Raw genomic sequence first — 20,249 nt, 5'->3', positions numbered from 1 at the left:
GGTTCAGCATGACTGACGAGGTTAAAATACAGCTGACCGCATTGGATGCCATTCTGGGCGACCTTCCATACGCGGTGACCTTGTCGGACCTGACCGTGCCGGATTGTCCGCTGATCTATATGAACCGCAAATTCAAGGACATGACCGGCAGCACCCATCGCCAACTGGGCCAGAACTGCCGCTACCTTCAGGGCGACTTTGACAATTACAACACCCGCCTTGAAATTCGCCGCGCCCTGTTCGGTGAGGACCGCACGCAGGTCATCTTGCGGAACCGACGTCTGAACCGGGAGCCGTTTTTCAACATGCTGATGCTGGAAACCATGGGCAGGATCGGTGTCTTTTCCAAACTGGTCCTCGGCGTGCAATTCGAACTCCCCGAGAGCGAGGCCCTACATTTGCTTCGGGACGTCGAGGCCACCCAGACATGGGGCATCCGCAACAAAGACATCCTTGATCACGCCTTGCGTCTGCGTCTTGACCAGCGCCGCACGGTCATGGATTGAACGATCCTTCTGCTGAAGTCTTGGGACATGATGCGCAAGATTAGATATGGCGACAGGTCAGATGCTTAGGCCCAAATTTGACCCGTGCCCTTATCTGAATAGCGCGGGGTGTGATTTTGCGATCTGTCCCGCCAGCCCATCAAAGGTGTCTTGCGCATAAAGCGTAATGTCCGTGCCGTCGAATGCGGCGAGGTCATGTTTGTCCGCCGCATCCAAGCCAGGCCCCGGTGTGCGCAATCCGACGGCCACGATCCGGCCGGGATGGCGGCCAATCACAGCGCGGTAAATTCGGGCGTCGTGTTGGCCGGTGTCGCCCAGCAAAATGGCTGGCAGGTCGGGCTTGGCGGCAAGGATCGTATCGATGCTCTCCCCTTTGTGGTTGCCATGTCCTTCGGTGATGAATTTCGTTTCACTCAGCCCCAGATCCCGCAAAAACATCGGCCCTTTGACCAGCCCTGTATTGTCAAACACATCGCTTAGGAAATCATGTAAATTCCAGGGGGAAGAACTGACATAAAACACCGGATTGCGGCCGTCTTCATGCAGCTGTTGCATCAGCGCGATGCTGTCGGCAAAGACTTCACGCGTGGCAGAATTGCCCGTGAAGGACGTGTAAAGATTCTTGATGAGGGAATAGGCACCGGTGCGTAGCATGGTGTCGTCAATGTCCGAAATTACCATAAACCGCGCGTCGGGATGGGGCACCATGACGGGGCACGCGACAGGGGAACCACCGTCCACGGACACGAGGCGGGTCGACCAGCCCGGCTGGGCGCTGCGGGGCAGTTGCAGAGTGAAATATCCCTCCTCATCCGTGCGGGTTGCGACGTCGCCTGATCGGACATCTGCATTGGCGACCTCATCGGTCAAAAACAACGCCAGCATGTCGCGCAGATTGGCGAGCTTTGATTGCGTTTTCAAAGGCGCGTCGCGGTGCAGATGGGACAAGACCCGCCCGCGCAAAACGATCCCGTCTGGGGTGGCGTATCCGATGTAGGGATCAACCTTTCGCCCTGCCCCCGTGCGGTGAAAGAACCGGTCGAAACTGCGTTCGGCGCGCAGGGACAAGCGGTGGAGCATGTGTTTGATCATGATGCATCCTTTGTGGCGTTCGTGCGTCCAACGCGCGAGCACCGCAAAAGTGCCATCACCCTTCGATTTCGGCGGAGACTTCCGTCACGAGGGCGTAATCAATCAATTGCTGGGGCAGCAGCACGTAAATTTCATCAGGCGGTGTCACAAGGGCGTGCTGCATGACTTCGGGGTCCACGCCCATATCGATCAGATAGGTCATCACCTGCCCCTGCCCGCGCTGGATGTCTTCAACGGCCAGAAAGGCGGGCAGGATCGTGTTGGTGTCAAAGAAATGCTGGTGCACGCCCACTTGCGCGTCGTCATCCACGGTGCGGGTGACTCCGGCGGACAGCACGTAGGGACAGGCGGACAGGCAGATGTCGCCGGCCTCCATCACGGTGGCCATGCCTTCATCACGCAGGCGCTGCCCGATGGTCAGGGCATCTGACACCGACCCGCCGGGGGAATTGAGGCGCAGGGTTTCCGGGGGCGCGCGTCCTGCGGTGTCTTCGGCCAACAAATAATCCTCGAACCGGTCCGCATCACCGGGCGCGATCCGCCCCGTCAGCGTCAAAAACACACCATTGCGGTCAAAGGCCAAACGGTCCGGCATATCCCCGGTTGAGGTAAAGGGCCGCGCGGGATTGCCGTCACGCGCAGGCGAAAGCGGCATGTCAGCAGGCCTGTAGCGGCGCGTCTGGTCACCGGGATTCACCGGCGTATCAAACCGCGGTTGGGTCGACGGCAGGCCAATCTGAGGAATGACACGCCACAGATCACCCCCCATCAGCAACACCGCAAGGATCAGCTGCACACCCAAGACGCCATAAATCATCCGCCGCACGGGGTGGTGGCTTTCATCGGTGTCGTCTTCGGGCTGATCGGTCATGTGTTGTCGGGGCCTGATTTGGCAGCAGGGTCCGCTGTCTCAACAGGACCGGGCAGCGGTTTGGGCAGGTCAGCGGCGTTGTTTTTGGCGCGGCTCATCGCGGCCTCCATATCGCCCACGGCGTTTAGCGCCGCGCGCAACTCCGCGATGGTCATTGTGTCTTCGACACCGACCCGCGACTTGCCGGACCGGATCGCAGCATGGGTGATCGCAAGGATGAACACCAAAACGGCTGGCAACAGATCAATCGCGATGGCCCCAGCCCAACTGGGCACAAAGTTTTCGGCATAGCGGATGACCGCGTCCGCGGTGCTGATCGGGGTATAGATCGTCTCGGACGGGGGCGGCATGGCGATGACGCCTTCGGCGGCACGGCGCAGGGTTTCGGCGCGTTGGCCCAACAACTGCAGGACCGACTGGATCGTGGATTGCTGGCCTGCGCGGCTGGCGGCTGTGCTGCCGTCAAGTTCGGGCAACACGACGGAGGCGGACAAATCCTGTGCGGCCCGGCTCACCAACGGGGCTACGGACAGCTGGCGCAACTGGGTGATGACGCCCGACAGGCGCACGGCTTCTTCGGAAAACTGGACGGAGCGGACTTCGATCGGGCCCGGTTCCACCGTCAACTGCCGCATCCGGCTGAGGATCGCGTTGCCTTCGGCAAAGGCTGCGTTGACCAGCGGCTGTTGGCTGCCGATTTGCGCCTCCAGCCCCGCCAATTCGTCCGATTTCTGCCGCAGCAGGCGGAACACCGCCCCGCGTCCAGCGAGGCCTGACAGATCGCCGGTGGCTTCCTGTTCGCTGAGGTCCTCAAACGACTGGCGCACGCGGGCCACGTCCCGTTCAAGGCCTTGGGCGGACACCGCGATCTCATTGGCGCGTTCAAGAGCGGTTTGATAATCCTGCACCGTGCGCGCCAAGTGTTGCTCCACCGCAGCCGCCCCCGCCAAGGCCGCCGCATTCAGCCACGACGACATGGCGATAATCGCCAGCGACCCGAACAGCATCGACACAAACAGACCCATCCGCGCGCCCACAGTCCGCACCGCAGGCAAAAGCCGCATGAGGTAGGACCAGAACACGAAAATGCCGACAGACACGGCGATGGAATAACTGATCGCGGCAAAAAAGCTCAGCGCGCCGTTGTCATCCAAAAGCGACGTCACCCCAAGGTAGGTGTAGATGCCGGACGCCACCGCCAACACGCCCAAAGCGGCGGCAGAAAAGCTATCGAGCCACCGGATATGCCCCTCAAGCTCCGTCGCGTAGCGCACGCCCTGCGCCTCCGCATGGGTCAATCGTTCGTCTGTCATGATGCCGCCCCCAAGTTCAGTGCCCTGATATATGGGGCAAAATCCGCCCAGCGCAATCGGTGGCGAATGTCTCGCGCCCGTTCGGCGGAGGATCGCACAAGCAGGATCGGCCTGGCCGCTTGCTCTTATAGCCTACCTAGTGGTAGGCAGGCGACACCAAAGCCGCAGGAAAGGCCGCACAAATGGAACTGAACGCAGATTTCGACAGCCGCGTCGTTGTTCATTCGGATCAAACGGAATGGGTCCCCTCCCCCATGCCGGGCGTCGACCGCCGTATGCTGGACCGCATCGGCGGTGAAGTCGCCCGCGCCACGACCATCGTCCGCTATGCGCCGGGCAGTGCCTTTTCCGAACACACCCATACGGGCGGCGAGGAGTTCATCGTCCTAAGCGGAGTCTTTCAGGATGAACACGGGGATTTCCCCGAAGGCACCTATGTGCGCAATCCCCCCACGTCCGCCCATACGCCGGGGTCCGCGCCGGGCTGTGTGATCTTCGTGAAACTGTGGCAGTTTGACATGGATGACCGCACACAGTTCCGCAAAACCATGGCCGATGAATTGGGTGAGGCAACGCAGGGCGTCGCCACCGCCGAACTCCACCGTGATGCGCGGGAGGTCGTGACGTACCATCACCTTGCCCCCGGTGCGGTCCTCAGCAAATCCGCCGAAGGCGGGCTTGAGATGTTGGTCATCGACGGCGCAATTTCCGAAGGCGGGGACGATCTGGTTATAAACAGCTGGCTGCGCCTGCCTACGGGCAGCAACTTGGTCGCCACGGCCGGTGCGGACGGGGCCAAGGTCTGGATCAAAACCGGTCATCTCCCCTTCGCCCAAGCCCCCAACACGTAAAGCCAAAGTCCTGAAAGGGCAGCCATGAAGACGATCATCATCGGTGGCGGTTTAAGCGGTCTGGCGCTGGCCGCCACCTTGGACAAAGCCGGGGCCGATTTTACCGTGTTCGAAGCCCGCGACCGCTTTGGCGGGCGCATCCTGACGGAACATCACGGCGGCGCGGCCTTTGATCTTGGCCCCGCATGGTTCTGGCCGGGCCAGCCGCGCATTGCGGCGTTGATCGATCAGCTGGGGCTGGAAAAATTCGACCAATATGCGACCGGTGATCTGACGTTCGAAGATGAAACAGGCCAGATCCATCGCGGTCAGGGTTTTGCATCTATGCAAGGATCCTGGCGGCTGAAAAACGGGTTCGGCGCTTTGATCGATGCCCTGGTCGCGGACATCAGCGCAGAGAGTGCGCACCTCAACGCGTCGGTGCGGTCGTTGGAAAACACCCCCAACGGGGTGCGTGTGACGCAGGTCAACGGAACCAGCCATCTAGCGGACCGCGTGGTTCTGGCGCTGCCGCCGCGTCTGGCCAGCACGCTGACCTTCACACCGGCCTTGCCCGACGATGTCCAGCAATCCATGATCGACATTCCCACGTGGATGGCCGGTCAGGCCAAAACGGTGGCCATATATGCCACCCCCTTTTGGCGCGACACCGGCCTGTCCGGCGACGCCATGAGCCGCCGTGGCCCCATGATCGAAGTGCATGACGCATCCCCCGCTGTTGGCGGCCCTTATGCCCTGTTCGGTTTCATCGGTGTCCCCCCGCAAGCGCGCATTGACGATCAGGCGTTGAAGAAATCGGCGCTGTCGCAACTCATCCGCTTGTTTGGCCCCGCCGCCGCCGAACCTGAGGCCATGTTTGTCACAGACTGGGCCCGCGCCCCGCGCACGTCGACGCCCTACGACCAAGCGCCCCTTTATGCCCATCCGACCTATGGGCTGCCGCCGCAGATGAATGGTCTTTGGGATGGCAAATTGATCCTGTCGGGCACTGAGACCGCGCCGCAGTTTGGCGGCTACCTTGAAGGGGCGTTGGAAGCGGCAGACATCACCGCCCGTTCGCTATTGACCCCAGAGAGCGGCCCATGACCGACACGAAAACCGCCCTTCTGCGCAGTGCCGAACACGCGGTTCGCACCAAAGGCTTTGACGGGTTCAGCTACGCCGATCTCGCCGCCGATGTGGGCATCCGCAAGGCCAGCATCCATCACCATTTTCCGGCCAAGGCCGATCTGTCTTTGGCCGTCATGCAGCAGTATCACGACCGCTTCGAAGCCCTTTGCGCGCAGATCGACGCGACACCGGCCAGCGGTGCGGCCCGACTGCGTGCGATGGCTGATCAATACCGCGCGGCCCTAGGTGGGGGCGACACCTTATGTCTGTGTGTGGCCTTCAGCATCAGCGCGGACAGGGTGCGCGTCGATGTTCGTGCGGCCATGGCGGCCTTCCGTGCGATGATGGTCGATTGGCTGACGGCGGCCTTTGCCCGTGGCCGAGACGACGGCACGATCGCGCAGGTTTCTCACCCTCGCGAGGACGCCACAGCCATGCTGGCCCTTCTCGAAGGCGCGCAACTTGCAGCGCGTGCGCAACGTGATCCCACGCGGTTCGATGCCGCCCTTCGTCCGCTTTTGGCCCGTTTGGGCTGAACTGTTACAACGGCACACGCAGACCTGACTTGTCGGTCCGGTCCATTCCATGCAGAACCCTTGCAACCGAATGAAGGAGCCCCCCATGCGCGCAGCCGACGTCATCGCCCAACGCCTTTACGCAGCAGGGTGCCGATACGCCTTCGGCATGCCGGGGGGGGAGGTTCTGACCCTTCTGGATGCGTTGGACAAAGCTGGCATCACCTTCATCCTGTGCCGCCACGAAAACGCAGCAGGCTTTATGGCCGAAGGCGTCTATCACCGCACCGGCGCGCCGGGGATTTTGCTGGCCACCGTTGGACCCGGTGCCCTGAACGGGATCAATGTGGTGGAAAATGCGCGTCAGGACAGGGTGCCGATGATTGTGCTGACGGGCTGCGTGGATGCGGATCAGGCGCAAACCTACACCCATCAGGTCCTCGATCAGCCGCAGGTGTTTCGCGCGATCACCAAGGCGACCGTTACCCTGACCGCCGGCGCAGCCCATGTCACCATCGACAAGGCCGTGGGCATCGCCACCGAAGGCCGCCCCGGCCCCGTGCATATTGATGTGCCGATCTCGGTGGCGGATGCCCCTGCGACGGGCAGCGGCATCTTGCGGCCAGACGCCCTGCCGATGGTGCCCGCAGACGCTGCCTTGCAAGAGGCCCGCACGGCATTGGCCCACGCCAAACGCCCGCTGATCGTCGCGGGCCTTGATGTGGCATCGGACGCGGGGGCCGCGATTGTCACACGTGCCGCCGAAACCCTGCAAGCCCCCGTCATCACCACCTACAAGGCAAAAGGCACCTTGGCGGAGGACCACCCCCTGTCGCTGGGCGGCGCGGGTCTGTCCCCGAAGGCCGACACGATCCTGATGCCGCTGATTGCACAGGCCGATGTGGTGGTGTTGATCGGCTATGACCCCATAGAAATGCGCCCCGGCTGGCAAAATCCGTGGGACCCCGCGACCCAGACGGTGATCGACATCACCGCCGCGCCCAACCACCATTACATGCACCACGCGACCCATAATTTCGTTGGTGATCCGGTGGCCACCACGGCGGCGATGCTGCCAGACACAGCCCTGTCCGGCTGGCCCGATGATGCCGTGACACAGGCCAAATCTGCCCTGACGCAAGCCTTTTCGCCCCGCGACGATTGGGGCCCTGCCCGTGCGATCGCCATTTGCCAAGACGCCCTGCCGGACGATGTGCTCCTCACCGCTGACAGCGGCGCGCACCGCATTCTTCTGAGCCAGATGTGGCAGGCGAAATACCCCAAGACCCTGACCCAATCGTCGGGCTTTTGCACCATGGGCTGCGCCGTACCGCTGGCCATGGGCGCCCAAATCGCCGCCCCCGACCGCACTGTGGTGTCGTTCAGCGGTGACGCCGGTTTCCTGATGTGCGTGGGCGATCTCGCCACGGCGGCAGAGAACAAACTAGCCACCATCTTTGTGGTCTTCGTTGATGCTTCGCTTGCGTTGATCGAATTGAAACAACGGGGCCGTCAGTTGAAAAACACCGGCGTGGACTTTGCCCGTTCTGATGTGGCCGCAATAGGACGCGCCTTTGGCGGGGACGGCTATACCGTTGATAACGCAAATGATCTGCGCGCGGCTCTGGCGCAGGCGCAAGCCTCTGACCGGTTTTCGGTGATCGCGGTGGAGATCGACAAGGGGGCCTATGATGGCGCATTCTAACGGTACTGCCGGCGCCCTTGACGGGGTGCTTGTCCTTGATCTGACCCGCATCCTTGCAGGACCGACCGCCACACAAATGCTGGGCGATCTGGGCGCGACGGTCATCAAGATCGAAAACCCCGCAACAGGCGGCGACGACACCCGCACGTGGGGCCCGCCCTATGTGGACACCCCCACCGGCGACAGCGATCTAAGCGCCTATTTCCTCGCCGCCAATCGCAACAAATACTCCGTCGCGGCGGACCTCAGCACCCAAGACGGGCAAGCCACGGTGCGCAAAATTGCGGCCCAAGCACAGATCGTGATCGAGAATTACAAACCCGGTGGATTGGCCAAATACGGGCTGGATTATGCGGCCCTGTCGGCCTTGAACCCCGCACTCGTCTATTGCTCAATCTCGGGGTTTGGGCAGACCGGCCCGAACAGCCACCGCCCCGGGTATGACCTGATGGCGCAGGGTTTTGGCGGGATCATGTCGCTCACCGGCGATCCGACCGGCAGTCCTATGAAGGTCGGTGTGGGCATAGCGGATGTGATGTGCGGGATGAATGCCACGATCGGGATGCTCGCCGCGCTGCGCCATGCAGAGGCCACGGGCGAAGGCCAGCACATTGATCTGGCACTTGTGGACAGCCAGATGGCGTGGCTGATCAACGAAGGCACCAATTATCTGGCGTCCGGCCAAAATCCGCAGCGGCGCGGCAATGGCCATCCGAACATCGTCCCCTATGACGTCTTTGCGACCTGCGACGGGCATATCATTCTTGCCGTTGGCAATGACCGCCAGTTTCAGGCCCTGTGCGCGGCCTTTGGACGGGATGATCTGGCGCAAGACGCCCGATTCCAGACCAACCCCCTGCGGATCGAACACCGCATGCCGTTGACCGCCGCGATCACTGAAACATTCAGTGCCCGCACGGCGGCTGAGGTCCTCGAAGTGTTGCAGACCGCCGGTGTGCCGTGCGGGCCGATCCATACGGTGGAACAGGCGCTGACATCGGATCAGGCCAAGGCCCGCGACACAGTGGTGTCCGTTGCGTCCCCCGATGCCACCCATGGACAGGTTGAATTGCTCGGGAATCCCATAAAATTCTCGAAAACACCTGTGACATACGCCAAAGCGCCGCCGCGGTTCGGCGCGGACACAGACGATCTGGATGACATCCTTGCGGCCCATGCCGCAGGCCAGTCATCACAAAAAGTTCAGGACTGATAACATTTCCGCGCCATAACAGACTGGTGAGGGGCGTCACCGGTCCTGCCCCTGTATCAAGCTGACAACCGCGCCTCCCCGCGCCTATCATAGGTTGTCCGATGCTTACCGATATTTGTTTGTGCCCCACCAGTCTGTCCAAGCCAGAAGCGAGGGACGCGTGGAACGGCGTGATCCACGGCATTTTGTCCCACGGGCGGTCCACGGGCGATCATCTGACAAATCTGTTAGCCGCAGAGCCGGACTTCGCCATGGCCCACGCCATGAAGGGTTTGGCCTGTCTGATGTTGGGCCGCCGCGAACTGGTCCAGACCGCCCGCGACGCCCATGGGGAGGCCGTGCGTCTTGTGGCACAGGGCGGTGCGTTGGAACGCGAACGCCTTTGGGTGCAGGCCTTGGGCGATTGGTTGGGTGGACGTCCAAGCGTTGCGATCAAACGGATGGAGGGTTGCCTGACACTTGCGCCCACGGATACGATTTCGATGAAACTGTCCCACGGCATCCGGTTCATGCTGGGCGACAGCCACGGAATGCTGCGGTCGGTGGAAAACACCCTGCCCGCCCACGGCCCCGATCATCCGCTGTATGGCTATGTGCTGGGCTGTCATGCCTTTGCGCTGGAAGAAACCGGCCAGTATGACCGCGCCGAACGTCAAGGCCTGCGCGGGCTGCATTTCGCCCGCGATGACGCATGGGGGCTGCATGCGGTGGCCCATGTCTATGACATGACCCACCTAACCGACCAAGGCATCGCGCTGATCGACAGCAATGCCGCCGCTTGGGATCATTGCAACAACTTCCGCTTCCATGTGTGGTGGCACAAGGCGCTGTTGCATCTGGATCAGGGCGACATTGCCACAGTGCTAGACCTGTACGACACCAAAGTGCGGGACGAAAAAACCGACGACTACCGCGACTTTTCCAACGCCTCATCCTTGCTGATGCGGCTTGAGATTGAGGGCATCGATGTGGGCGACCGCTGGGCCGAACTGGCCGATCTAGCCGAAAAACGCACCGATGATGGCTGCCTGACCTTTGCCGATATGCACTACATGCTGGCGCTGATTGGTGAGAGGCCAGAGGCCGCGAACCGCCTGTTGGCCCGTGTGGCCGCCGACGCGGGCCCTCAGGACGACACATCTGCCGTGATGATGACACCGGGCATGGCCACGTCCAAGGGCCTCGCCGCTTTTGGGGATGCCAACTACGATCAGGCCTTTGCCCACCTGCAACGCGCCCAGCCGGATTTCCAGACGATGGGTGGCAGCCACGCCCAGCGCGATATCTTTGAACGCCTCACGATTGAGGCAGGCCTGCGTGCAGGCCGTGTGAATGAGGCCAAGACGCTATTGCAGGCCCGCACGGCCTTGCGTAACGGTCACGAAGACACCTTTGCTGCGACCCGCATGGCCCAGATTGGAAAAATGCAAACGCTCTGCTCCGCGCATACTGCGGCTGAGTAAGTATTGACGAGTATGTTCACGTGACTTTGCCCGCCACCCCGCCGGTCTCTGCGCCGGTTCCCAAGACCGTCAGGGATGTCCGCCTCGATTTCTTTCGGGGCGTTGCGATGTTCATCATCCTGTTCGCCCATACGCCGGGCAATTGGGTCACCCTGTGGATCCCAGCGCGCTGGGGCTTTTCGGACGCGACCGAGATGTTCGTTTTCAGCTCAGGCATGGCGAGTGCAATCGCCTTTGGCGCGACGTTCGACCGGGCGGGCCTTTTGCTGGGATCTGCCCGTGTGGTGTTCCGCATCTGGCAGGTCTATTGGGCGCATATCGGGACGTTTTTTGCGACCGCCGCCCTGATGGTCTATTTCACCGATCTAAACATCACGGGCCGCAATTACTGGGGCAATCTGAACCTGTGGATGTTGTTTGTCGAAAGCGACATGTGGGAAAATCCTAACATTTTGCTCAGCGTCATGACCCTGCAATGGGTGCCGAACCTGTTTGATATTCTGCCCATGTATATGGTGATTTTGGCGATGATGCCGGTGGTGGTGCTGCTGGGTCGCATCCACTTTGGTCTTGTGGTGGCTGCATCCTTGATCACGTGGGTCTTCGCCCAACGCGCCCTGTCGGACGCTTACGGCCTGCCCTATTTCAACTTCACGGCTGAACCTTGGGTGGGCGATGACGACTGGCAACGCCGCTGGTTTTTGAACCCCTTTGGCTGGCAGTTGGCGTTCTTCACCGGCTTTGCCTTTATGCGCGGCTGGCTGCCCAAACCGCCTGTCACATGGTGGCTTATTGCGGTCTGTGTGGTGATCGTTGCCGCAAACATCCCCTATTCCAACATCGGCGTGCGGGAACTTGATTTCGATTTTGCGCGCGACTGGCGGAGGGACAATGCCGCGTGGTTCTCAAAATCCGATTTCGGCATTTTGCGGTTCATGCAGTTCCTTGCCCTTGCGTATCTGGGCTGGGTCATCGCGGGCGACAAAGGCAACCGCATCCGCGCTGGCGCGTCGTGGCTGGGCCGCTTGTGGGCGCCTGTGTTGGCTGCCATCCTGAAGGTCGGGCAGCAGTCGTTGGCCGTGTTCGTCGTGTCCATTTTGGTCGGTCGCAGCTTGGGCTTTGTTCTGGACGTTGTGGGCAAATCCTATTGGACGATGACATGGGTCAACGCCCTTGGGATTGCTCTGTTGATCGCCACAGCCTACGGCGCGGCGTGGATGAAAAAGCAACCTTGGCGCGTGGCGAGGCCCCATGCTGCGGCGTGACTTCATAGCCTCCCTTGTGGCGCTCGCCGCGACGCCTGCATGGTCGCAGGATGCACCCTTGCGTGCCATCGAACTTGGCGATGCCACGCCCTTTGATGCCGCAGACGTGACGGCCTTGGCCCGTGATCTTGCGACCCGCGCCTATCAGGCCCCGCCCAGTATTCCGCCCGAATGGACGGATATCACCTACGAAGACTATATCTCCATCTGGTTTGCCGACCGCTATGCGCTGTGGAACGGCGAACAGACGACGCCGCTGCGTCTTGATGTCTTTGCCCCCGGCCTTTATTTTCCGACCCCCGTCCGTATCGCCGTCGTCGAAGACGGCATGGCGCGGCCCACGCTGTTCAACCTTGATCTGTTCGACAAAACGGACAAGTTCCCCGATCTGCCTGTCGATGACACCTTGGGCTTTTCCGGCCTGCGGTTGCGGGCCGAACTGGAACACACCGGCATCTATCAGGAATTCGCCGTCTTTCAGGGGGCCAGCTATTTCCGCGCCATCGGCACGGGCAACACCTACGGGTTGTCAGCACGCGGTTTGGCCATTGATACCGCCGAACCCACGGGTGAGGAATTCCCCGATTTTCGGGCCTTCTGGCTGGAAAAACCGCGCGAGGGGGAGGCCACCTTTACCCTTCATGCCCTTCTCGACAGTCCCAGTTGCACCGGTGCCTACCGCTTCGATATCACACCGGGTGCGCGTCAGGTCATGGACATCACCGCACGCATTTTTGCCCGTGAAGACATGGACCACGTGGGCATCGCGCCGCTGACGTCGATGTTTCAATACGACCAGACCAACCGTCACCGGTTCAGCGATTTCCGCCCTGCCGTGCATGACAATGACGGCCTGCAGATCGTCAACGGTGCGGGTGAAACGATCTGGCGGCCCTTGGCCAACCCCAAGGCGCTCCAGATCAGTGCCTTTGTCGACACCAATCCGCAAGGCTTTGGTCTGTTGCAGCGCGCGCAGGACTACAGCGATTTTGCCGATCTGCAGGCGCTGTATCACAACCGCCCTGGTGCGTGGATCGAACCCAAGGGCGATTGGGGTCGCGGGTCTGTCACTTTGGTGGAAATCCCCACAGAATCAGAGATTTACGACAACATCGTCTGCTATTGGCGCCCCGACGGCGGTCTGGCGGCCGGATCCGAGACCGAACTGTCGTACCGTCTGACATGGGGCCGCGACATGACCCATGGCAGCGGACTGCCCGTGCTAAACACCATGATCGGATCGGGGTTCGACAACCGTGGCACCGTCGTCGTCATCGACTTTGCGGATAGCGCCGATGTGCCCGATGATCTGTCCGACATCGACATCCGCCTGTCGTCCTCCGCGGGGGAGCTGACACCGGGCGTGTTGCAGCGCAACCCACTGACCAATGGCCCCCGCCTCGCGTTCAATTTTGACGCAGGCGACGCGACCCTGATCGAATTTCGCGCGCAATTGCGGCTGGCGGGTGCCCCGCTGAGCGAAGTGTGGCTCTACCGGTGGACCGCATGACGCCCTACGCCGCAGCCCACATGCCCCCGCGCGCTCCGCTGCAGATGCCCGCGCAGACCTTTGCGCAACCGGGTGCGATCCGGCAGATGACAGGGCCGCGGCGGATGGTCGACAAAATCTGGCGGCTCGCGGCCTTTTTACCGACCCTGCTACTGACGACAGTGCTGTGCCTGTCCGTGGCCGATTACTTCGGCCAAGGCGGCGTCGCCTTGGCCGAAGGGGTGGTGCTGGGCCTTGTGGCCCTGACGTTCATTTGGCTGGCCTTTTCGGTCAACACCGCCGTTCTGGGTGCGCTGCGCATGGCCTTGGTGCGCACATCCACGCAGCCCGCGCGCCCCCACGCGCCTCAAGACATCGCGCTGCTTGTGCCTGTCTACAATGAAACGGCGTGGGACGTGTTCGGCAATGCCTCTGCCATGCTCAAAGAACTGCGATCCGGCCCGCAGGGCGACCGCTACACCTTGTTCATCCTGTCGGACACAGGCGATGCGGCCCTTGCCGCCCAAGAAGAACGCGCCTTCGCCGCCCTTCAGGGCGAAGTCTTTCCCGCCAAAATCGCCTATTACCGCCGCCGCGCCGACAACATCGACAAGAAGGTCGGCAACATCACTGACTGGATCGAAAACTGGGGTGCGGCCTATGAGGCGATGGTCATCCTCGACGCCGACAGTTTGATGAGCGGGGCCGCCATCCGCCAACTGGCGCATGCGCTGGCAGATGACCCGGACGCAGGTCTGATCCAAAGCCGCCCCACCCTGATTGGGGCCAGCACATTGTTCGGCCGCGTGCAGCAGTTTTCCAATTCCGTCTACGGCTGGCTGTCCGCCGAAGGGCTGACCAGTTGGGCGCAGCACGAAGGCAACTATTGGGGCCACAACGCCATCATCCGCACCCGCGCCTTCGCCCAAAGCGCGCGCCTGCCCTATCTGCGGGGGCGCAAGGGTGCCAAACATCTGATCTTGAGCCACGATTTCGTCGAGGCCGGAATGCTGCGCCGCGCAGGCTGGGCCGTTCGGCTATTGCCCCGCATGGGCGGCAGTTTTGAGGAAACGCCCCAGACGTTGATCGACTACGCCCTGCGCGACCGCCGCTGGTGTCACGGCAACATGCAGCACCTGCGTCTGCTGGCTGCACGGGGATTTCACGTGATCTCTCGGCTGCATCTGTTGCAAGGGGCGCTTGCGTTTTTGATGTCGCCTGCGTGGCTTGCCGTGGTGATCTTGTGGTCCTTTGTGGGCACAACGCCGGCCCCGCCCAGCGCGTATTTTTCAAGCTCCAACCCGTTGATGCCGATCTGGCCCGTGCAACAGATCGACGTGGCGTGGATTTATCTGGCCTTTGTCTATGGCATGTTGCTGTGCCCCAAGGTGATCGGCGCGATCATTTTTGGCCTGCGCCGTCGGACCCGCGCGGCCTATGGATCGCCGCGCATGTACGTGGGATCGATCCTGTTTGAGCTGGTCTTGTCCGTTCTTTATGCCCCGATCATGATGGTCCAAGGCACCATCGCGACGATCTTTGCGGCCCTTGGTCGCCAGCCTGCGTGGACGCCGCAGAACCGTGGCATCGCAGGCTACAGCTGGCGCGAAACGGCGCGGTTTCACTGGGTGGAAACGGTGCTGGGCGCGGCCCTGATCACAGGCGTGATTTTTGCCAATGTGTCGTGGCTGATCCTGCCTATTGCGATCAGTCTGGCCGCAGCTGTCCCGCTGTCCCGCCTCAGCGCTCTGCCGATCACGCGGCTGTCCAAAGGTGCGTTGCAACTGGACACGCCGCACACCTTGATCGAACCCCATATCGTCCGGTTGGCGCGGCGCGAACGCGAGGCGATGAAGAAAACCCTATCGGACCCTGCCGCCTCAATCGCGGCAGAATGACCTAGAACGTTTCAAACCAATCCACGACCAGATCAGGCCAGCTTTGCGGGATCACATGTCCACGCGCAAAGACGGCCAACCTCAGGTCCGACGTTCGCGCACATTGGTCCCAAACCCGCAGCCAATAGTCCCCCTGCACCGCTGTTCGGTCCGGATCGGAATAATCACAGCCGTTGGCCTGCCGGAACACATCCATCGCAACGAAAATATCGCCTTGGGCGAAGGCATCGGGGTCGCTCAGCGGCAGTTGGTTCACCACGCGACCTTCAAGCGGGACGGTGCCATCGGTCCAGCCGTGGGTGTGCAACATTTTCACGGGCCCCGCGCAGGCCGAAGGATGGGGCCGCCAGAACGACCCGCCAAGAGGGGCATAGGCGTTGAAGGCGTCGGGCCTGTCGCAAGCCGTGTAGGCGACCATCGACCCGCCGATGGAAAACCCTGCAAGGATGATACGATCCGGGTCGAGACCCAGCCGCGACGTCGCGTCATCGCGCACGGCTTCAAGATGGTCCATCTCTGCGGTTTGTGCGTCCATGGTGCGGGGGTGAAAATTCCACCGACGGCCAGAGGCCCCGTCGCGGGGCTGTCCGTCAGGCGCAATGACCGCATAGCCGCGCGCCAGATAGGCATTGACCATGCCCGTATTGCGCAAAGCGCCCGCGCCACTTCCGCCGAACCCATGGATGAAGATCACCGCAGGTGCAGGGCCATCCCCATCCGGTACGGCCACATAATAGTCCCGACCATCAACCGTGCAGGCCGTGTCCATAGAACAGGCCGCAGCCCCACCAGACAGGCCAAGGCCGGCCAAGGCTGCCAAAATCACCCGCTTCATGGCTGCACCACGGGCAGACCGCGCCCCAGCCAACCGGGGCCCGCACGGGACCCCAACATGCCTTCGGGCACGTCAATGATCGTGCCGATACCGGCCTGCGTCAGGCGCTTGGTCGTCCGTGCGGATCGCACGCCACGGGCACAGATCACCGCAATTGGCTGATCGCCCCTGCGCGCTGCCTGCACTTGGGCCACGAAATCCTCCGCGCGCATATCGATCCCGACGCCATGTTCCCCGATCCCCGTCGCGGCCCATTCATCGGGGCGACGGATGTCCACCAGCAGAATGTCACCTGCGGCAGCGGCCGCATGGGCCTCGGCCGGGGTCATGACCGGTCCGTCGGCCTGCGCGGCCCCCACGTTGAGCATCATCGCTGCCGCGCCCGCGCCAACGCCCCCCAAAATCAAGACCCGCCGTCGTGTCAGCACATTTTGCATCCCGCACCCTCACAGATGTGTGTTTCGCTTTTGTTGACCATGCATGGTTAAAGCGGCGTTGATAAGACACCTGACCCGTCACATTGACGTGTCCAAATGCGCGAACCGATCATGCCACAGCACAAAATCTCCGCCGCCCTTTTGACGATCCGCCTGACGATAGCAGCGTTCCTTGGGGTCTGGGCCTCTTTGAAATTCTACCGTCCCGAATGGTTCGAAAACGTCTTTACGAATATGTACGGGCTGGACTTCGTCACCCGTGATCTGTCGACCTATGTGGGCGGCCTGCAACTGGTGATCGTGGCGCTTTTTGCGTTGGGGTTGTTTCGCACTTTCAGCTACGGCGCGCTGGTCTTGATGCAGGGCGCCGGTGTGCTGGGATCACTGCCGAACCTGATGAATTTCACCAGCTACCCCAACAACCTTATGTGGGCCGCTGTCCCTGCTTTGGGTGCCGCTGTGGCGCTGTTCATTCTACGCCATGAAGACGGGTTCAGCCTCGACGCCCTGCGCGCCGCGCGCGCGGGTTAGGCCTTTCGATCAAGGGCTTTTGTTAACTCAGCGCTAAGGGTTTCGTACGTGAACGGCTTTTTGATCACGGCTGAAGGCGGGTATTCTGCCAAAATGCTTTCCACATCGCCGTAACCCGTGGCCAAAACATAGGGAATGCCCAGTTCATAAAGCTTTTGTGCCACCGGCAAGGACGTTTGGTTGCCAAGGTTCACGTCAAGAACCGCCGCCGTAATATCGCCGATCTTGATCGCCTCAAGCGCGTCTTCCACGCGGCTGGTCAGCGCCACATCAGTCGCCCCATTGTCGGTCAAAATGTCAGAGGCATCCAGCGCGATGACCATGTTGTCTTCAAGAACCAGAACAGGCCCGGACAGGATCGACCCGGTCCGCACATCGTCGTCATCAAGTGGTGCGTCATCTGAGGGGGCGGACAACGTCCCTGCCGTCACAAACCGTGACGGGATCATCACGTCAGCCTCAAACCCGGCGAGTCTATAGCTAGTGTCGACTTTGCCGCCCAGTTCGAAAGGCACTGTGCGTTCAATGATCGTCGACCCGAACCCGCGCCGCTTGGGGGCCTGAACGGGGGGGCCGCCCTTTTCGCGCCATTTCAAAATCAGCGCACCGTCCTCGGCGATCTGCAGGTCGATCCAAAGCTTGCCCGACTGATCCGTCAACGCGCCGTATTTGGCGGAATTCGTGACCAGTTCATGAACCACAAGCGCCATGGTCGAAAACGCCTCAGGGGCCAGCAAGGGCGCATCGCCGGTGATGTTCACACGGCCCTTTTGACCGGACAGAAAGGCATCCACCTCAACCTCAATCAGGTCGCGCAATGCACTGGGTGACCATTCCTGCCGCGTCAGTTGATCATGGGCGCGCGCCATGGATTGAATACGACCGTCCAACACCTTGGTGTAACTTTCCAAAGAGGCCGTGCTGGATTTACTTTGCGACACCAACCCCTGAATCAGGTTCAGGATATTGCGCACACGGTGATTGAGTTCGGCCACCAGCAATTCCTGCTTTTCAGAGGCCTCCTTGCGGTCGGCGTTGGCCTCATCCGTGAGCTTCAGTACGATCTCAATCAGGGAAATGCGCAACGCCTCGGCGGCGCGCAGTTCACTTTCGCTCCAGACGGAGGAGGTTTCACGCACCATCTCAGACCAGGTATCAAAACTTTTGCGCGGTGTCAGGCGCACCCCGTTTGGCCCGACTTCGACCGGTTTTTCGGGGTTACCGGCCCATTTGACCGATTTCACGATCTCACGGCGGAAGAACACGATGTAATCACGAGGTGTGCGCGAAATCGGCACCGCCATCAGGCCTGCCACACGGTCTGCCATGGTTTCCGCGGCGGGATAGGTGGACGACAAATGATGAGTGTGGAACACCTTGCCCAAGGGCGCTGTGTTCAAAAACCGCGCCAGCCGCTTGAATTCATCATCCGTCGGGGCCGATCCGCGCGCGGTGTAGCGCCCTTCCGAAAAGATACCGACACCGTCGCAACTGACGATCTGGGTCAGTTCATCTGCGATCACATCAAAACTGTTGATCAGATCGCCCCCCGCCGACAGGCGCACCATCAAACGATCATGCAAGGTCCGCGCGTCGCGTTCTTCGTCGCGGATTTCGTCTTCGACTTTGCGGCTGAGTTCGTAGGAAAAATATTGGGCGAACAGTTCAATCGCAGTGCGGCGTTCGTAATCGATGTAATTTGGCGTCTTGTGGTGGCACGCGAACAGCCCCCACAATTCCCCATCCTTCAGGATCGACACCGACATGGAGGCCGTGACCCCCATATTGCGCAGATATTCCAGATGGATTGGCGATACCGCCCGCGTCACCGCAAGCGACAGGTCAAGCCTGTCACCGCTTGGATTTTTCGCAGGCACAATCTGCGAAACCTCTCCATCCACATCCGAGATCAGACGCAAAATACTGCGTTTATAGAGAGCACGCGCCTGTTTGGGGATGTCGCTGGCCGGATAGCGCAGGCCCAAAAACGGCTCCATGTCTGGGGCGGCCCGTTCTGCGATCACTTCGCCGGATCCGTCTTCGGCAAAGCGGTAGACCATCACACGGTCAAAGCCTGACAAAACCTGCATCGCGGTCGCAGCTTCTTTGGCGGCCGCCATCACGGTGTCTTTGCGCGAAACCCGCGCGATCAGCGGTTGCACAAGTGCCAGATCATCGCGATTTTTTTGGTCTGCTTTGGGTTCAAATTCGAAAATGAACGTCTCACCCGTGGTATGGATCGACACATCAAACTGCGTGCCGTTTTTTCAGCACATCATAGCCAAACAAGCGGCTGACGCACCCCGCGGCGGTGCTGATCTGCAATTTGGACCGCACGTCGTGAATTGTCTGATCATCCATCAGAACGCTCAGCCGTTGACCCACGGCTTCGTTCGGATCAAGGCCCAACATCTGGATGCAGTTTTCGGACATGTGATTGATCATCATGTCCGAGGACGTGGAGATCAGACATCCATAGGATTGCACCTGTCCCAACAGATGGATCGGTTCTTTGTCACAATTCGTCAGATCCACGTGCATGTCGTCGTCTATATCGAAATCTGTCTGGCTCATGATGCGAGTACCTTCGGTGTGGCGTGGTCAGATGCAGCCCCCTGCGCGGTCTGCAAAAAGAGACGGAACAGCGTGGCTGTGTCCCGCGAAATGGTCGCGGCCCGTGTGCTGTCAGGGGGCACGGCCGCAAGCAGGTCGCAGACCTCACGCCAGCGTCCCTTGACGGGTTCAAGGCTGAAATAGGCATCGGCGGCCAAGACATTCGGATCATCGGAGGACGCCCAGCGCCGCCCCAAAACTTTGCTGCCCAGCCGAGATCCTTCGACAAGGTACGCCATCGCCAATGGATCAACTGCGGCGTCTAACCCGATTGTCGCACAGGAGGGACGCGCGCCCAGACGCCGCAAATCTGCGTCGATCCGGTCGATCATATCGGTCAGGCCTGCCTGCAATTCCGCGTCATTGTCACTGGCTATCCGCATCTGGGAAAAACAGGCGTGGTGAATATCAAGAAAGCCCGTCAATCCCGCCTGTGTTGCCACATCAAATCCCGACAACGCGGTGTCAACACGGGTGTGATCCAGCTGCGTTTTGTCCTTCAGGATATGTCGAAAATCCAATGCCATCGTTGGAAAATGTGC

Annotated in this window: 19 protein-coding genes; 11 read left to right on the top strand and 8 right to left on the bottom strand. The window is 61.0% G+C overall.

Annotated features, from left to right (window positions below; translation table 11 throughout):
• Positions 1-8 precede the first annotated feature (8 nt).
• On the top strand, positions 9-506 hold the full coding sequence (locus ACTG36_RS08840) for a PAS domain-containing protein (RefSeq protein WP_375281223.1): 498 nt from the start codon (positions 9-11) through the stop codon (positions 504-506).
• 90 nt (positions 507-596) lie between these two features.
• Here the strand turns inward: ACTG36_RS08840 and ACTG36_RS08835 are convergent, their stop codons facing one another.
• The 3 genes from ACTG36_RS08835 to ACTG36_RS08825 are packed head-to-tail and all read right to left on the bottom strand — an operon-like array spanning position 597 to position 3,782.
• Positions 597-1,598, bottom strand: coding sequence for a phosphatase domain-containing protein (locus tag ACTG36_RS08835; protein WP_375281224.1), 1,002 nt, complete (start codon positions 1,596-1,598; stop codon positions 597-599).
• A gap of 55 nt (positions 1,599-1,653) precedes the next feature.
• Positions 1,654-2,469: a hypothetical protein gene (locus tag ACTG36_RS08830; RefSeq protein WP_375281225.1), complete on the bottom strand. Its 816-nt coding sequence runs from the start codon at positions 2,467-2,469 to the stop codon at positions 1,654-1,656.
• Positions 2,466-3,782: a hypothetical protein gene (locus tag ACTG36_RS08825; protein ID WP_375281226.1), complete on the bottom strand. Its 1,317-nt coding sequence runs from the start codon at positions 3,780-3,782 to the stop codon at positions 2,466-2,468. Before ACTG36_RS08825 ends, ACTG36_RS08830 begins: the two co-directional genes overlap by 4 nt.
• Positions 3,783-3,964: 182 nt before the next feature.
• Here ACTG36_RS08825 and ACTG36_RS08820 point away from each other — a divergent pair, with 182 nt between their 5' ends.
• From ACTG36_RS08820 to mdoH, 9 genes are all read left to right on the top strand, one after another.
• Entirely contained in the window at positions 3,965-4,633 is a 669-nt protein-coding gene (locus tag ACTG36_RS08820) for a cupin domain-containing protein (RefSeq protein ID WP_375281227.1), read from the top strand.
• 24 nt (positions 4,634-4,657) lie between these two features.
• Complete coding sequence (locus ACTG36_RS08815; RefSeq protein ID WP_375281228.1) at positions 4,658-5,719, top strand: flavin monoamine oxidase family protein; 1,062 nt, start codon at positions 4,658-4,660, stop codon at positions 5,717-5,719.
• Positions 5,716-6,279 (top strand): TetR/AcrR family transcriptional regulator, encoded by a 564-nt coding sequence (locus ACTG36_RS08810; protein WP_375281229.1) that lies wholly within the window; start codon positions 5,716-5,718, stop codon positions 6,277-6,279. Before ACTG36_RS08815 ends, ACTG36_RS08810 begins: the two co-directional genes overlap by 4 nt.
• Positions 6,280-6,349: 70 nt before the next feature.
• A complete protein-coding gene (locus ACTG36_RS08805; RefSeq protein ID WP_375281230.1) occupies positions 6,350-7,963 on the top strand; it encodes a thiamine pyrophosphate-binding protein in 1,614 nt (537 codons plus the stop codon).
• Positions 7,950-9,176, top strand: a complete 1,227-nt coding sequence (locus tag ACTG36_RS08800; RefSeq protein WP_375281231.1) for a CaiB/BaiF CoA transferase family protein — start codon at positions 7,950-7,952, stop codon at positions 9,174-9,176. Before ACTG36_RS08805 ends, ACTG36_RS08800 begins: the two co-directional genes overlap by 14 nt.
• 101 nt (positions 9,177-9,277) lie before the next feature.
• Positions 9,278-10,639: a tetratricopeptide repeat protein gene (locus ACTG36_RS08795; protein ID WP_375281232.1), complete on the top strand. Its 1,362-nt coding sequence runs from the start codon at positions 9,278-9,280 to the stop codon at positions 10,637-10,639.
• A 20-nt stretch (positions 10,640-10,659) separates the two neighbouring features.
• Positions 10,660-11,904 carry an OpgC family protein gene (locus ACTG36_RS08790; protein WP_375281233.1) on the top strand — a complete coding sequence of 415 codons (1,245 nt, stop codon included), beginning with the start codon at positions 10,660-10,662 and terminating at the stop codon, positions 11,902-11,904.
• Entirely contained in the window at positions 11,891-13,414 is a 1,524-nt protein-coding gene (locus ACTG36_RS08785) for a glucan biosynthesis protein (RefSeq protein WP_375281234.1), read from the top strand. Before ACTG36_RS08790 ends, ACTG36_RS08785 begins: the two co-directional genes overlap by 14 nt.
• Complete coding sequence (mdoH, locus tag ACTG36_RS08780; protein WP_375281235.1) at positions 13,411-15,291, top strand: glucans biosynthesis glucosyltransferase MdoH; 1,881 nt, start codon at positions 13,411-13,413, stop codon at positions 15,289-15,291. The genes ACTG36_RS08785 and mdoH overlap by 4 nt, the downstream gene beginning before the upstream one ends.
• Position 15,292: 1 nt before the next feature.
• Here mdoH and ACTG36_RS08775 read toward each other — a convergent pair whose 3' ends face one another.
• Both ACTG36_RS08775 and ACTG36_RS08770 read right to left on the bottom strand, forming a co-directional pair.
• On the bottom strand, positions 15,293-16,126 hold the full coding sequence (locus ACTG36_RS08775) for an alpha/beta hydrolase family esterase (protein WP_375281236.1): 834 nt from the start codon (positions 16,124-16,126) through the stop codon (positions 15,293-15,295).
• Positions 16,123-16,563, bottom strand: coding sequence for a rhodanese-like domain-containing protein (locus ACTG36_RS08770; RefSeq protein WP_375281237.1), 441 nt, complete (start codon positions 16,561-16,563; stop codon positions 16,123-16,125). Before ACTG36_RS08770 ends, ACTG36_RS08775 begins: the two co-directional genes overlap by 4 nt.
• A gap of 111 nt (positions 16,564-16,674) precedes the next feature.
• On the opposite strand from ACTG36_RS08770, the gene ACTG36_RS08765 reads away from it, so the two are divergent.
• On the top strand, positions 16,675-17,094 hold the full coding sequence (locus ACTG36_RS08765) for a hypothetical protein (RefSeq protein WP_375281238.1): 420 nt from the start codon (positions 16,675-16,677) through the stop codon (positions 17,092-17,094).
• Here the strand turns inward: ACTG36_RS08765 and ACTG36_RS08760 are convergent.
• The 3 genes from ACTG36_RS08760 to ACTG36_RS08750 are packed head-to-tail and all read right to left on the bottom strand — an operon-like array spanning position 17,091 to position 20,234.
• Entirely contained in the window at positions 17,091-19,340 is a 2,250-nt protein-coding gene (locus ACTG36_RS08760) for an HWE histidine kinase domain-containing protein (RefSeq protein ID WP_375281239.1), read from the bottom strand. The two genes, ACTG36_RS08765 and ACTG36_RS08760, sit on opposite strands and share 4 nt — an antisense overlap.
• A gap of 1 nt (position 19,341) precedes the next feature.
• Positions 19,342-19,668: a hypothetical protein gene (locus tag ACTG36_RS08755; protein WP_375281240.1), complete on the bottom strand. Its 327-nt coding sequence runs from the start codon at positions 19,666-19,668 to the stop codon at positions 19,342-19,344.
• Positions 19,665-20,234 (bottom strand): hypothetical protein, encoded by a 570-nt coding sequence (locus ACTG36_RS08750; protein WP_375281241.1) that lies wholly within the window; start codon positions 20,232-20,234, stop codon positions 19,665-19,667. Before ACTG36_RS08750 ends, ACTG36_RS08755 begins: the two co-directional genes overlap by 4 nt.
• Positions 20,235-20,249 lie beyond the last annotated feature (15 nt).

Source organism: Pseudooctadecabacter sp. (assembly GCF_965657175.1).
GTDB lineage: Bacteria > Pseudomonadota > Alphaproteobacteria > Rhodobacterales > Rhodobacteraceae > Octadecabacter.
The sequence above is the reverse complement of the archived record's forward strand: the minus strand, read 5'-3'. Positions and strand labels throughout refer to the sequence as shown.

Bases quoted from the DNA above. Each gene is read 5' to 3' on its own strand.
- ACTG36_RS08840 (WP_375281223.1), top strand. From the start codon at position 9: ATGACTGACGAGGTTAAAATACAGCTGACCGCATTGGATGCCATTCTG.
- ACTG36_RS08835 (WP_375281224.1), bottom strand. From the start codon at position 1,598: ATGATCAAACACATGCTCCACCGCTTGTCCCTGCGCGCCGAACGCAGT.
- ACTG36_RS08830 (WP_375281225.1), bottom strand. From the start codon at position 2,469: ATGACCGATCAGCCCGAAGACGACACCGATGAAAGCCACCACCCCGTG.
- ACTG36_RS08825 (WP_375281226.1), bottom strand. From the start codon at position 3,782: ATGACAGACGAACGATTGACCCATGCGGAGGCGCAGGGCGTGCGCTAC.
- ACTG36_RS08820 (WP_375281227.1), top strand. From the start codon at position 3,965: ATGGAACTGAACGCAGATTTCGACAGCCGCGTCGTTGTTCATTCGGAT.
- ACTG36_RS08815 (WP_375281228.1), top strand. From the start codon at position 4,658: ATGAAGACGATCATCATCGGTGGCGGTTTAAGCGGTCTGGCGCTGGCC.
- ACTG36_RS08810 (WP_375281229.1), top strand. From the start codon at position 5,716: ATGACCGACACGAAAACCGCCCTTCTGCGCAGTGCCGAACACGCGGTT.
- ACTG36_RS08805 (WP_375281230.1), top strand. From the start codon at position 6,350: ATGAAGGAGCCCCCCATGCGCGCAGCCGACGTCATCGCCCAACGCCTT.
- ACTG36_RS08800 (WP_375281231.1), top strand. From the start codon at position 7,950: ATGGCGCATTCTAACGGTACTGCCGGCGCCCTTGACGGGGTGCTTGTC.
- ACTG36_RS08795 (WP_375281232.1), top strand. From the start codon at position 9,278: ATGCTTACCGATATTTGTTTGTGCCCCACCAGTCTGTCCAAGCCAGAA.
- ACTG36_RS08785 (WP_375281234.1), top strand. From the start codon at position 11,891: ATGCTGCGGCGTGACTTCATAGCCTCCCTTGTGGCGCTCGCCGCGACG.
- mdoH (WP_375281235.1), top strand. From the start codon at position 13,411: ATGACGCCCTACGCCGCAGCCCACATGCCCCCGCGCGCTCCGCTGCAG.
- ACTG36_RS08775 (WP_375281236.1), bottom strand. From the start codon at position 16,126: ATGAAGCGGGTGATTTTGGCAGCCTTGGCCGGCCTTGGCCTGTCTGGT.
- ACTG36_RS08770 (WP_375281237.1), bottom strand. From the start codon at position 16,563: ATGCAAAATGTGCTGACACGACGGCGGGTCTTGATTTTGGGGGGCGTT.
- ACTG36_RS08765 (WP_375281238.1), top strand. From the start codon at position 16,675: ATGCCACAGCACAAAATCTCCGCCGCCCTTTTGACGATCCGCCTGACG.
- ACTG36_RS08755 (WP_375281240.1), bottom strand. From the start codon at position 19,668: ATGAGCCAGACAGATTTCGATATAGACGACGACATGCACGTGGATCTG.
- ACTG36_RS08750 (WP_375281241.1), bottom strand. From the start codon at position 20,234: ATGGCATTGGATTTTCGACATATCCTGAAGGACAAAACGCAGCTGGAT.